Annotated in this window: 12 protein-coding genes and 1 riboswitch; of the genes, 9 read left to right on the top strand and 3 right to left on the bottom strand. The window is 71.6% G+C overall.

What is annotated here, in order from left to right; genetic code table 11:
* Positions 1–107 precede the first annotated feature (107 nt).
* From BN1701_RS15905 to BN1701_RS15885, 5 genes are all read left to right on the top strand, one after another.
* Positions 108–1,589: a potassium/proton antiporter gene (locus tag BN1701_RS15905; protein WP_082859877.1), complete on the top strand. Its 1,482-nt coding sequence runs from the start codon at positions 108–110 to the stop codon at positions 1,587–1,589.
* Between the two features lie 72 nt (positions 1,590–1,661).
* Positions 1,662–1,776, top strand: a riboswitch (SAM riboswitch).
* A gap of 33 nt (positions 1,777–1,809) precedes the next feature.
* Positions 1,810–3,168, top strand: coding sequence for an aminotransferase class V-fold PLP-dependent enzyme (locus BN1701_RS15900; RefSeq protein WP_054049656.1), 1,359 nt, complete (start codon positions 1,810–1,812; stop codon positions 3,166–3,168).
* Between the two features lie 34 nt (positions 3,169–3,202).
* Positions 3,203–3,796: a signal peptidase II gene (gene lspA, locus BN1701_RS15895; RefSeq protein ID WP_082859876.1), complete on the top strand. Its 594-nt coding sequence runs from the start codon at positions 3,203–3,205 to the stop codon at positions 3,794–3,796.
* Positions 3,793–4,719 carry an RluA family pseudouridine synthase gene (locus BN1701_RS15890; RefSeq protein WP_054049654.1) on the top strand — a complete coding sequence of 309 codons (927 nt, stop codon included), beginning with the start codon at positions 3,793–3,795 and terminating at the stop codon, positions 4,717–4,719. The genes lspA and BN1701_RS15890 overlap by 4 nt, the downstream gene beginning before the upstream one ends.
* 70 nt (positions 4,720–4,789) lie before the next feature.
* Positions 4,790–5,044 carry a hypothetical protein gene (locus tag BN1701_RS15885; protein ID WP_054049652.1) on the top strand — a complete coding sequence of 85 codons (255 nt, stop codon included), beginning with the start codon at positions 4,790–4,792 and terminating at the stop codon, positions 5,042–5,044.
* Here BN1701_RS15885 and BN1701_RS15880 read toward each other — a convergent pair.
* The 3 genes from BN1701_RS15880 to BN1701_RS15870 form a co-directional block, all read right to left on the bottom strand.
* On the bottom strand, positions 5,022–6,116 hold the full coding sequence (locus tag BN1701_RS15880) for an AsnC family protein (protein WP_231949613.1): 1,095 nt from the start codon (positions 6,114–6,116) through the stop codon (positions 5,022–5,024). The genes BN1701_RS15885 and BN1701_RS15880 overlap by 23 nt on opposite strands.
* 92 nt (positions 6,117–6,208) lie before the next feature.
* Entirely contained in the window at positions 6,209–6,838 is a 630-nt protein-coding gene (locus BN1701_RS15875; RefSeq protein ID WP_054049651.1) for a uridine kinase, read from the bottom strand.
* 256 nt (positions 6,839–7,094) lie between these two features.
* Entirely contained in the window at positions 7,095–7,394 is a 300-nt protein-coding gene (locus BN1701_RS15870) for a hypothetical protein (RefSeq protein ID WP_157368013.1), read from the bottom strand.
* Positions 7,395–7,652: 258 nt separating this feature from the next.
* Here BN1701_RS15870 and BN1701_RS15865 point away from each other — a divergent pair, with 258 nt between their 5' ends.
* The 4 genes from BN1701_RS15865 (at position 7,653) to BN1701_RS15855 (ending at position 12,079) form a co-directional block, all read left to right on the top strand.
* Positions 7,653–8,534: a helix-turn-helix transcriptional regulator gene (locus BN1701_RS15865; protein ID WP_054049649.1), complete on the top strand. Its 882-nt coding sequence runs from the start codon at positions 7,653–7,655 to the stop codon at positions 8,532–8,534.
* Entirely contained in the window at positions 8,531–8,737 is a 207-nt protein-coding gene (locus tag BN1701_RS15860; RefSeq protein ID WP_054049647.1) for a DUF397 domain-containing protein, read from the top strand. The genes BN1701_RS15865 and BN1701_RS15860 overlap by 4 nt, the downstream gene beginning before the upstream one ends.
* Positions 8,738–8,892: 155 nt before the next feature.
* Positions 8,893–9,063 carry a hypothetical protein gene (locus tag BN1701_RS35595; protein WP_157368012.1) on the top strand — a complete coding sequence of 57 codons (171 nt, stop codon included), beginning with the start codon at positions 8,893–8,895 and terminating at the stop codon, positions 9,061–9,063.
* 25 nt (positions 9,064–9,088) lie between these two features.
* Positions 9,089–12,079 (top strand): AAA family ATPase, encoded by a 2,991-nt coding sequence (locus tag BN1701_RS15855; protein ID WP_054049645.1) that lies wholly within the window; start codon positions 9,089–9,091, stop codon positions 12,077–12,079.
* Positions 12,080–12,094 lie beyond the last annotated feature (15 nt).

Below are 12,094 nucleotides of genomic sequence, written 5' to 3'. Positions count from 1 at the left end.
TCATCTAGACCTCGGGTGAGAGATGTCTCGGCGCGGCTTCGGAAGACGCGCGCGGGCCGCTGACAGGGGAGAATGCGTCCAATATCCGCCAGACCCCTGGAGGCCGCGTGGCCGATCTGACCGTGGCGCTGGGCATCGGCGCGGCCGTGATCCTGATGGCCGTGCTGGCGGTACGCGTGTCCGTGCGGGTCGGATTGCCCTCGTTGCTGCTCTACCTCGGGATCGGCGTGCTGCTCGGCGAAGCCGGGGCGGGCATCGAGTTCTCCAACGCGGAGCTGACCCAGGCGCTCGGCCTGGCCGCGCTCGTGCTGATCCTGACCGAGGGTGGGCTCACGACCCGGTGGGACGAGGTGAAACCGGCGCTGTGGCCGGGAATCGCACTGTCCACAGTGGCCGTCGCGATCAGCGTCGGGGTCGCCGGAGTGGCGTTGCACTGGATCCTGGGGTTCGACTGGCGGCTGGCTCTGCTGTGGGGCGCGGTGCTCGCATCGACCGACGCGGCGGCGGTGTTCAGCGTGCTGCGCAACCTGAAGGTCACCCGGCGGCTGGTCGGGTCGCTGGAGCTGGAGTCCGGTCTCAACGACGCACCCTGCTACATCGCGGTCGTGCTGCTCACCTCGTCCGACCCGATCACGTGGAAGCTGCCGCTGACATTGACCTACGAACTCGGCGTCGGCGCGGTGGTCGGGCTGGGTCTGGGCTGGCTGGGCACCCACGCCCTGCGTCGGGCCGCGCTGCCCGCGACCGGCCTCTACCCGCTGGCCACGGTCGCGGTGTGCGTGCTCGCGTTCGCCACCGGACAGTTCATCCACGCGTCGGGCCTGCTGGCGACCTATGTGGCCGGGCTGGTGCTGGGCAACTCCAAACTGCCGCACCGCGCCGACACCTTGTCGTTCGCCGAGGGGCTCGGCTGGCTCGCGCAGATCGGCCTGTTCGTCCTGTTGGGACTGTTCGCGTCGCCCGCGCGGCTGCTGGACGCGATCGTGCCCGGCCTGGTGGCGGGCGCGGTGGTGACGCTGCTGGCCCGGCCCGCGTCGGTGCTGCTGACGATGACCCCGTTCCGCGTGCCATGGCGAGAACAGGTCTTCCTCTCCTGGGCGGGCCTGCGCGGCGCCGTGCCGATCGTGCTGGCCATGATCCCGCTGTCCCAAGGCGTCGACGGGGCCTACCAGCTGGTCGACGCGGTGTTCGTGCTCGTCATCGTGCTGACCCTGGTCCAGGGCGGCACCCTGCGGACGCTGTCGAAGGTGCTGCGCCTGGACACCGGCGCCAGCGCCAGGGAGATCGACGTCGACGTGGCCACCCTCGACGAACTCGACGCCGAGCTGCTGCAGGTCACCATCCCGGTCGGCTCCAAGCTGCACGGCGTGTACCTGGCCGAGCTGCGGCTGCCGCCGGGGGCCACGGTCAGCCTGGTCGCCCGCGACGGCAAGGGCTTCACTCCGGGGCCGACGACCCGGCTGCAGGAGGGCGACCAGGTGCTCGTGGTCACCACCCAGGCGGTCCGCTCGGCCACCGAGACCCGGATCCGCGCGGTCGACCGGGCGGGCCGCTACGCGCGGTGGAAAGGCGAGACCGGTTCCGGCTAGTCGAATGCTTTGGAGTCCCAAGATTTGGACGGGGCTGCGTGAGTGTGTCTTGTGCGCTAGCGTCGGGAACAAGGTCATGAGCGCCAGCGTCAAGCCCCGGCTAGCTGGACGGCAACCCTCCTCCGCGGTGGGGTGCCCCGGGTGAGGACCCGGCCCGTCGCGTGGTGTGAGCGGGCAAGCGCGGACCCCTCGGTGGGGTCCCACGGACCCGGAGCCAGCCATGACGCTCGCCCTGCCGACCGCCCGAGTCGCCGAAGCCTGTGAGACCACCGTGCCCTCCGTGGTCGGCTCCCGGCTGACCGTGCCGCTGCTCGACGGCCGCGAGGTGCCCTACGCCAACCTCGACCACGCCGCCAGCGCCCCCTGTCTGGACGCCGTCCGCGACGCCGTCGACGAGCTGCTGCCCTGGTACGCCAGCGTGCACCGGGGCGCCGGGTTCGCCTCGAAGGTGTGCACGAGCGTCTACGGCCAGGCCCGCGACACGCTGCGGAAATTCGTCGGCGCGCGCTCGTCGGACGCGGTCGTGTTCACCCGCAACACCACCGACAGCCTCAACCTGCTGGCCCGCTCGCTGCCCAAGGGCACATCGGTCGTGCTGTTCGACACCGAGCACCACGCCGCCCTGCTGCCGTGGCGCGGGCCGCGCGTGCGTCGGATCGAGACCCCGCCGCACGCCGGTGACACCGTGCTCGCCCTCGACGCCGCGCTCGCCGAGTGCCCGGTCGGGCCCCGGCTGGTGGTGCTGACCGGCGCGTCCAACGTCACCGGTGAGGTGTGGCCGATCGCCGCGCTGGCCGCGGTCGCGCGCAGGCACGGCGCCCGGGTCGCGCTCGACGCCGCGCAGCTCGCGCCGCATCGGCCGGTCGACATCAAGGCGCTCGACGTCGACTACGTCGTGCTCTCCGGCCACAAGCTCTACGCCCCGTTCGGCGCGGGCGCGCTGATCGGCCGCTCCGACTGGCTGCAGGCCGCCGACCCGTACCTGGTCGGCGGCGGGGCCACCCGCCAGGTCGTGGACTGGGGCGACCGGCTCGGCGTGGCCTGGACCGCGGTGCCCGAGCGGCACGAGGCGGGCTCGCCCAACGTCGTCGGCGTGCACGCGCTGGCCGTGGCCTGCGAGGTCCTCGCGCGGGACTGGGCGGGCGTCGCCGCGCACGAGCGGGCGCTGTTCGCGCGGCTGCGCGCGGGCCTGACGGCCATCCCTGGGCTGCGGGTGCTGGAGCTGTTCGGCCCCGAGCAGGACCGGGTCGGCGTGCTCAGCTTCAGCATCGACGGCCTCGACGCTGGTCTGGCCGCCGCGGCGCTGTCGGCCGAACACGGCATCGGCGTGCGCGACGGCGCGTTCTGCGCCCACATCGCCACCCGCAGGCTCCTGGGCCGCGCGGGGGCGCGGGAGCAGCGGGCCGTGCGCGCCAGCATCGGCCTTGGCACGACCGCCGAACACATCGACCGACTCGTGGCCGCGCTGCGCTCGCTGGCCGCTGACGGACCCGCCTACGACTACGCCGAGGTGGAGGGCCGCTGGGTCCCGGCCGCGGACGACCGACCCCTGCCCGGGTTCCTGCGTGAGGTGTGCTGACCAGGCGTCGACGCACGCCGTGGACAATGGACCGGTGAACACTGAGCCAGGCGACGACCACGACACCTCCGAGACTCCGCCGGAAGTGAGCGCCCCACCCGCCCGGCGCGTGGCGTTGTTGCTGGTCGCGGCCCTGTCGGTGTACGTGGTGGACCTGGTGACCAAGATCATCGCGGTGGCCACGCTGGAGGGCGAGGCCCCGGTCCGGCTGCTCGGCGGCGCGGTCTATTTGCAGCTCGTGCGCAACCCCGGCGCCGCGTTCTCGATGGCCACCGGCATGACCTGGCTGCTGAGCCTGGTCGCGCTCGGCGTCGTCGTGGCGATCATCTGGATCCTACCCAAGCTGCGCTCCACCGGCTGGGCGCTGGGCCTCGGCCTGGTCCTGGCGGGCGCGCTGGGCAACCTCACCGACCGGATCTTCCGCGCCCCCGGCGTGCTGCAGGGCCACGTGGTCGACTTCGTGTCGGTCTTCGCCCCCAACGCCGAGGTCTTCCCCGTCTTCAACGTGGCCGACTCGGCGATCAGTGTCGGTGGTGCCCTGATCGTGCTCATGGCGATCCGCGGGCGCGACTACGACGGCACCCTCACCTCGGCCAAGTCCAAGCCCGCGAAAAAGGAAACCGCATGACCGCTCGCACGCTGCCCGTCCCGGACGGGCTCGACGGCATGCGCGTCGACGCCGGGCTGTCCAAGCTGCTCGGCCTGTCCCGCACCGTCGTCGCCGCGCTCGCCGAGAACGGTGACGTGCTGGTCGACGGCAGGCCGGCGGGCAAGTCCGACCGGCTGCTGGCGGGCACCTGGCTCGAGGTCACCCTCCCCGAGCCGGACCGGCCGGTGGAGATCCAGGCGATCCCGGTCGAGGGCCTTGTCGTGCTCTTCCAGGACGACGACGTGGTGGTCGTCGACAAGCCGGTCGGCGTGGCCGCGCACCCCAGCCCCGGATGGTCCGGCCCCACGGTGATCGGCGGCCTGGCCGCGGCGGGCATCCGCATCTCGACCTCCGGCGCGGCCGAGCGCCAAGGCGTGGTGCACCGGCTCGACGTCGGCACCACCGGCGTCATGGCGGTCGCCAAGAGCGAGTACGCCTACACCGTGCTCAAGCGCGCGTTCAAGGAACGCACCGTCGAGAAGCGCTACCACGCGCTGGTGCAGGGCCACCCGGACCCGAGCGTCGGCACCATCGACGCGCCCATCGACCGGCACCCGCGCCACGACTACCGGTGGGCGGTCGTGGCGGGCGGCAAGCCCAGCATCACCCACTACGAGACGATCGAGGCCTTCCGCGCGGCGTCCCTGCTGGACGTGAAGCTGGAGACCGGCCGGACTCACCAGATCCGGGTGCACTTCTCGGCCCTGCGCCACCCGTGTGTCGGCGACCTGACCTACGGCGCGGACCCGACGCTGGCCAAGCGCCTCGGCCTGACCCGGCAGTGGCTGCACGCGCGGTCGCTTGGGTTCCACCATCCCGAGGACAACCGCTGGGTCGAGTTCACCAGCGAGTACCCCGCCGATCTTGCCGCCGCGCTCGACGTACTCGCCGCCGACTACTGAAATCCCCTGCGGAGCCCGGTGGCTCGGCTAGTTTGGGCACCGTTGGTCCGGTGCTTGAGGGTGGGGAACGATGAACGGTGCTAACTGGGACAGCGCGAACGACGGCGACCCGTTCGCCACGGGCGGCCACGGGCGGTTCATGAAGGACGGCGCCTCGCCGCCGGTGATCGGGGCGGTCGCGGCCGATGACGTGGACGAGACGGTGCGGGTGAGCCCCGGTCAGGTGTACGACCGCGAGCCGCCGACGTCGCCGATCCCGGTGGCCGCGGCCGAGGAGAAGAAGAGCTGGTTCTCCCGGCTGTTCAGTTCTCGACCTTCCAGGTGAGGGTCCGCGTCTCCTCGTCGGGGCGCGGGCTCCAGCGCACGGCGGTCACCTCGGTGTCCTCCGGCACGACGTAGACGGTGTGTCCGCCCGTGGTCTCCCCGGGCGCCACACCGATCCGGTAGGCAGGCCGGGACGAGAGTGACACGGGGGCTTTGGAGATCGTCTTGCCCTCGGGGGTGACGAGCACGAGATACATGTCGGGCAGGGTCGCGAAGTGCACGGGGCCCCGGTTGGTCATCTCCGTGTGCACGACGATCGACCGCTCGCCCTCCTGCAGCCGGTAGCCTGCGGCGGTGAACAGGTAGTCGGCAGGGTCGACGACCTCGACGAGCTGGATCGCGATCCGCTCGCCCTCCAACCCCTCCGTCTCCAGCGTCGATCCGGCGACCCCTTGCCGGGAGCCGGGGCGCACGGCGGGCTGGGTGCGGTCCATGGCGTCCTGGGGCGGCTGGTCGCCGCGGGCCCAGGAGGAACTCTGCGGCGGGCCCCAGGTGGAGATCGGTTCGGGGACGGCGGGGAAGGGCTGGCTGGGCGGGCCGACCTGGACCGGCTGGCTCGGTGCGGCCTGCATGGGCTGGCCGGGATAGCTCGGGACTTGGTGGCCCATTGGGCCGCCGACCTGGCCTTGACCTTGCTGGCCGATGCCTTGACCCTGCTGGCCCATGGCCGGGCCTTGGCCGCCGAACTGCTGGCCGTACTGGGGTTGCCCCGGCATCGGCGGCTGTCCCTGGCCGAACTGCCCGGGATAAGGCTGGGCGGGGAACGGCTGACTCGGCGGCCCGGTCTGCGCCTGGTGCGGCCCAGGAAACTGCTGCGGATACCCCTGCGGCGGCGGATAGACCCCGGACGGCGTGCCCTGCACCCCGCCGCCCATCCGGGCCAGCGCGGCGCGGATGCCGTTCGGGTCGCACTCGACTCCCACCAGCAGCGGCAACCCCGCCGCCGACAGCGCGACCAGCCGCGACGCCACCTCACGGGGGTCCATCCCGAGCCTGGCGGCCACCTCATGCACCGCGGCACGCCCCATCTCGGCGACCACCCCGAGCACCCGGGCGTCAACAGCATCCGTCACGGATCGCACGCTACCGGGTCCACCGACCCGCCGCGCCGGAAGCCGCCGATCATCCGGACGGTGATCAACTGCTCACTCAGACTGCGCGAACCTCACCTCGGGGCCTCGTCCAGTACCGCCAACCGCAGTGGGTCGTCGGCCCGGACTCCCACGTCGGCCAGATACAGCGGACGCGCCTCCCGCTCATAGCGCGCGAACGCGGGCAGCGCCCAGTGCTCCTCCGCCGCCAGCCGCCGCGCCAGTGCGCCGGGTGACAGCCACAGGTGCACGGTGAGCTCGCCCGGCAGGCCCTGTCCCAGCAGGAACTCCCCGTCGACGATCACCACGCCGTCGGCTGGCACCTCGACATAGTCCGCGCGTGCCGAGCGGTCGGTCCGCGCGTTCCACAGGCGGGGGAGGACCCGGCCGGAGCCGCCCGCCGCCTGCGGGTCCAGCACCTCTCGCCGCAGGCCGCCGACGTCCAGCCAGTCGGAGTACCGCGCGTCCGGGTCGGTGCGGCCGCGTTCGAAGCGCAGGGACGCCGGGCGCAGGAAGTCGGCTGTCGAGACCCGCATCACAGGCCGCCCCGCGACCCTCAGTCGTTGGGCGATCTCGTCGGCAAGGGTCGCCGGGGCGGTGGGCGCGGCGCCGTCGATGAACAGGCGCAGGCGGCCTTCGCGGGCGGTGGCCCGCGCGGCCACCTCGTCGGCCAGGGCCGCGGGCGAGATGGGGCGGAAGCGCATCAGGGGACGATGCGGCGGCGTCGCTCGACGCCGCGCTGCTGTGTCTGGCCTTTGATCCCCGCGATGCCCGCGAGTTTAACCGGATGCGTCGAGCCCACCGCTCATTTTCCTGCACGACCATGCAGGAAAATACTGGTTCCCGTCCGCGTAGATGGGTTTTCAGTTCGTCCGTGCCGTTGCCTTCGCGGTCGGGCACGTCGTATTCGATGACCCGGTCCTGCGTCACGTGGATGGAGCAGCGTCCTTGTAGGAGCCCCTAGCGATACTGCCGAGTGTCCGTGTCCTCAGTCATCAGCAAGCAGAGGTTCGCCGTCAGGTAAGCGCGGCACGGTGCGGGGGCGCGGGTGAACAGGCGGGTCCGACAGGTCGGGCAGCGGCCCTGCTCGTCCGGGTGATGCTCGTCCAGCAACGCCTGTAGGGCGGCCACGACGCGGGGGAGTTCCGCTCGGGCGAGTTCGGCCGCGGTGTGGTCACCGCCCGCGACCACTCTGGTGCTGAGAGTGGACAAATAGTCCTGTAGCGACGCCTCCATGTGCCCGAAGATCGACTCGTTCACCCGTGTCCCTTCCGGTCGGTGGCGCGGCTCTCCCGCATGTGGTTTCCCAAGAGACTGCGTGGTCGCGCCCGCATTCTGCAAGTTGCAGTACACGATCGGGTGATATTCGTGAACGGGACAGTTAACCGCTCACAGAATCGCGGCGAAACACGGCGGACAGTCCCTTGTGCCCGGCAAGATCAGCATTGAGACTTGCATGCGATCCGCATCCACGGCGGACGCTCGCTCGTTCAGCCAGTGAAACGAGGTGAACCACACGTGGCGCGTGATCTCAGTCCGACCGTGCGGCGCCGGCGGCTCGCGGGCGAGCTGCGGCGGTTCCGTGAGACGGCGAACCTGACCATCGACGAGGTCGGCGAGAAGCTGGAGTGCTCGGCGTCGAAGATCAGTCGGATCGAGACCGGGCACGTGGGGGTCACCCCGCGCGACGTGCGCGACATGCTCGAGCTGTACGGCATCGAGGAGGACAAGCGCGAGGCCCTGGTCCAGCTCGCCCGTGAGGCCAGGCAGAAGGGCTGGTGGCACGCCTACACCGAGGTCTTCACCGGGTCCTTCGTCGGCCTGGAGTCCGAGGCCGCCTCCCTGCACACCCACCAGGCGCTGCTGGTCCCCGGGCTGTTGCAGACCGAGGACTACACCCGCGCGGTCATCCGGGCCATCCGCCCCGACGTCGCGGACACCGAGATCGACAAGCGGGTCCGCGGCAGGCTGGCCCGCCAGCGCCTGCTCACCGACCCGAACCCGCCCGAGTACTGGGCGGTGATCGACGAGGCGGTGCTGCACCGGCTCGTCGGCGGCCCCGCGGTCACGCGCGCGCAGCTGCTGCGGCTGGCCGAGGCCGCCGCGCTCCCGCACGTGACCCTGCAGGTCGTGCCGTTTACCGCGGGCGCGCACGCGGGCATGGAGGCGCCGTTCCTCATTCTGGGTTTCCCGGAACAAGCCGACCCCGATGTGGTCTATGTGGAGAACACGACCTCGGGTGTCTATTTGGAACAGCCTTCCGATGTGCGCCGGTATACGTTGATGTTCGACCATTTGCGAGCGGCGGCGTTGAAACCCGATGACACCGTCGCCCTGATCCGGCGGGCAGCCGATCGGCTGATTCGCACACCCGGAGAAAGCGAGAGGAGCGGGGCGTGACCGTAACCGACCTTGCCCGCGCGCACTGGCGCAAGAGCACGCACAGTGGTGCGGGGAACGACTGTGTGGAGCTCGTCGTGCGCAGAAGCGGCGCGGCGGTGCGGGATTCCAAGAACGCGGGCCATGGGCACCTGGCCTTCGGCGACGGCGGCTGGCGTGCCTTCCTCGCCACCGTCAAGGACGACGGCCTGACCACCGACTGACCCCGACCGGGATCCCTTACCCCGGCCTCAGCGGCCCCCGCGACGGCCGGGTAAGGGGTCAGACGCCCAGGACTGCGTGATCGTCTGATGTTCGCCCTGCCGCCTCAGCGGCAATCTCGTCATCACCAAGGAAACAGATGACGAGGAGTCAGACCATGTGGACACCGGAAGCCGTCGAGGCCGAGGTCAACTACCGCCGCAACGGCACCATGGACCGCACCAGCAGGCTGCACCTGCGTGAGGTCCGGCAGGCCACCCCCGTCTGGTGGCAGCGCATGCTGCGCCACCGGGGCGACCCCAAAACGAACGGGCGTTCGGCTGCCTGACCGGCCGCGACGAGGTTGTGCGACGATGCCAGCCATGCCGCGTCTGGGGTCAGGAATCCCGTTGGTGGCGCGCGGCCGCGAACTTCGCGGTCTGCGCGCCGCCTTCGACGCGTCCACGTCCGGGAAAGCGTGCGCGGTGCTGCTCGCGGGGGACGCGGGGGTCGGCAAGACGCGGATGACCGAGGAGGTCACCGCCTACGCCACCGAGCAGGGGGCGGTCGTGCTGACCGGCCGCTGTCTCGACGTCGGCGAGACCGGCCTGCCGTATCTGCCGATCGCCGAGGCGCTGACCGGGGTCCGCGACCGGGTGACCTACTGGACCGCGCTGGGCAGGCTGTTCCCCGAGGTCGCCCTGCCCGACCGGGCCGACCAGCGGCAGCTGGTGTCGGGGATGTCGATGCCGTCCGCGGGGTCGCGCTCGGAGCAGGACATCGGGCAGTTGCAGCTGTTCGACGCCGTCTACGGCGTTCTGGGTGATCTGGCCAGGGAGACCCCGGTAGTGCTGATCCTGGAGGACTTGCACTGGGCCGACGCGTCGACCCGCAGCCTGCTGTCGTTCCTGCTGTCGCGGCTTCGTGACCAGCGGTTGATGGTTCTGGGAACGTATCGGTCCGACGATCTGCACCGGCGCCACCCGCTGCGGCCACTGCTGGCCGAGCTGGTCCGGCTGCCGCAGGTCGAGCGGATCCAACTCGCCCCGTTCGGTTCGGCGGACTCGCGCGCGTTCGTCGCGGCGCTGGCCGAGGAACGGCTCAGCGAGCCGGTGCTGCGCGCGGTCGCGGGCCGGTCGGAGGGCAACGCCTTCTTCGCCGAGGAACTGCTGGCCGCGTTCGCCGAGTGCGGCGGCGGGATCCCGACGACCCTGATGGACGTGCTGCTCGCGCGGATCGAGCGGCTCAGCCCGGCCGCCCAGGGCGTCGTGCGGGTCGCGTCGGTGGCCGGCCGCAGGGTGCTGGACGCCCGGCTGCGCGCGGTCAGCGAGTTGAGCGACCCGGACCTGGAGGAGGCGCTGCGCGAGGCGGTGCAGCACCACGTCCTGGTGTCCGGCGACGGCGAGTACTACCTGTTCCGCCACGCGCTGATGCGGGAGGCGGTGTACGGGGACCTGCTGCCGGGGGAGCGGGTCCGGCTGCACGCCGCGTACGCCAGGGAGCTGACCGGGAAGTCCGGGATGCGCGGGGTGGCCGCCGAACTGGCCCACCACAGCATGGAGAGCCACGCACTCGGCCCGGCCCTGGCCGCGTCGGTCCTGGCCGCCGAGGACGCCGAGCAACAGGGCGCCCCCGCCGAGGCGCTGGAACACCTGGAACGCGCGCTGAAACTGTGGGACGCGGTGCCCGCCGACGCGCGCCCCGATGTCGACGAGATGGCCCTGCTGCGCCGAGCGTCGTGGACCGCGGGCACGTCGGGCGACCCGGAGCGGGCCATCGCCTTCGCCAAGTCGGCGACGGCGTTGGCGCGCAAGGGCGACGACCCGGTCGACTTGGCCAACCGGCTCGCGCGGTTGGCGATGGCTCTGTATGTCATCGACGGGCGCGAGCAGGAGTCGCTGGAGCACATCGAACAGGCGTGGGCGCTGCTGGCCGACCAGCCCGTCGACCCCGACCGGGCGTGGGTGCTCACCTACTACGCCACGATCCTGCGCGCGGTCGATCGCCCGACCGAAGCCCGCGAGATGGCCTGCAGTGCCGTCGAGGTCGCCCGCGCCGTCGACGCGGGCGGCGCCGAGGCCGACGCGCTGATCACCCTGGCCATCCTCACTGAGGCCGACGGCAAGGGCGCCGACGCCCGCGAACGACTCGCCGAGGCCCGCCAATGCGCCGTGGACGCGGACGTCATCTCGGTCGAGCTGCGCGCGCTGTATTCCTTGTGCGTCAACCTTTATGAACACGGAATGCTCGCCGACGCGATCCGCGTGGTCGACGAAGGCGTCGAACGCGCCCGCGACACCGGCCTGACGTGGAGCACCTACGGCTTGGAACTGCGCGTCGTGCAGGTCGTGATCCGCTACGCCGCGGGGGACTGGGACGGCAGTGAGGTCGCCGCCGAACCGCCAGGACACAAGGTCTCCAACACCGTCTCCGCCCGCCTCGCCGCGGTCGGCGCCTACGTCGCCGTGGCCCGCGGCCGCTTCGCCGAAGCCGAGCGCCTGGTCACCGAACTACGCGCCGAATGGCACCGTGACCTGCAGATCCCACTGGTCGCGGGCGGCGTCGGCGCCGAACTGGCAACCTGGCGCGGCCGCCCGGAACGCGCCGTCGAGTGGGTCCACGACGCGCTGGAGTGGGTCACCCAGACCGGCGGGCCGGTGCTCCTGGCGGGCATCCGCATGGCCGCCCTCGGTATCGCCGCGCACGCCGACCTCGCCCACGCCGCCCTGACCCGCCGCGACACCGAAGCCGCCCAGGTAGCCGTCGTCGATGGCAAGCGCCTCATCGACCTGGCCCGCGAAACCGCCCGCACCGGCCGCCCCCGCACCGGCGACCTTGGCCCAGAAGGCCGCGCCTGGCTGGCCCGAGCCGAAGCCGAAGCCAGCCGCTTGGACGGTCCAGGTGACCCGGCACTCTGGAAAGCGGCCGTCGACGCCTTCGACTACGGCGCTGTCTATGAACAGGCCGTGTGCCGCCGCCGCCACGCCGAAGCCCTGCTGGCCGCCGACCACCGCGACGAAGCCGCCATAGAGCTCCGCACCGCCGACGCGGTAGCCGCCCGCCTCAACGCCCGCCCACTCCGCGAGGCGATCCGCAAGATGGCCCGACGGGGCCGGATCTCGCTGGACGAGAGCACCGAGACCCGCGACGAACTTGATCTGTTCACGCCACGGGAACGATCGGTCCTGGCGTTGGTGGCGCAGGGCAGGACAAACCGGCAGGTGGGCGACGAACTGTTCATCAGCGAGAAGACCGTGTCCGTCCACTTGAGCCGAATCATGGCCAAACTCGGCGCGAGTCGACGCGCGGAGGCGGTGGCGGTGGCCTACGAACGCGGCCTGCTGACCGAACCGTCGGCCACCTAGGACCAGGCATCATGA

Origin of the sequence: Alloactinosynnema sp. L-07, from assembly GCF_900070365.1 — a bacterium.
Classification (GTDB): domain Bacteria; phylum Actinomycetota; class Actinomycetes; order Mycobacteriales; family Pseudonocardiaceae; genus Actinokineospora.
The sequence above is the reverse complement of the archived record's forward strand: the minus strand, read 5'-3'. Positions and strand labels throughout refer to the sequence as shown.

What these genes read in the sequence shown, in the direction of transcription:
- BN1701_RS15890 (WP_054049654.1), top strand. Translation starts at nt 3,793, where the DNA reads ATGACCGCTCGCACGCTGCCCGTCCCGGACGGGCTCGACGGCATGCGC.
- BN1701_RS15855 (WP_054049645.1), top strand. Translation starts at nt 9,089, where the DNA reads ATGCCAGCCATGCCGCGTCTGGGGTCAGGAATCCCGTTGGTGGCGCGC.
- BN1701_RS35595 (WP_157368012.1), top strand. Translation starts at nt 8,893, where the DNA reads ATGTGGACACCGGAAGCCGTCGAGGCCGAGGTCAACTACCGCCGCAAC.
- BN1701_RS15885 (WP_054049652.1), top strand. Translation starts at nt 4,790, where the DNA reads ATGAACGGTGCTAACTGGGACAGCGCGAACGACGGCGACCCGTTCGCC.
- BN1701_RS15900 (WP_054049656.1), top strand. Translation starts at nt 1,810, where the DNA reads ATGACGCTCGCCCTGCCGACCGCCCGAGTCGCCGAAGCCTGTGAGACC.
- BN1701_RS15875 (WP_054049651.1), bottom strand. Translation starts at nt 6,838, where the DNA reads ATGCGCTTCCGCCCCATCTCGCCCGCGGCCCTGGCCGACGAGGTGGCC.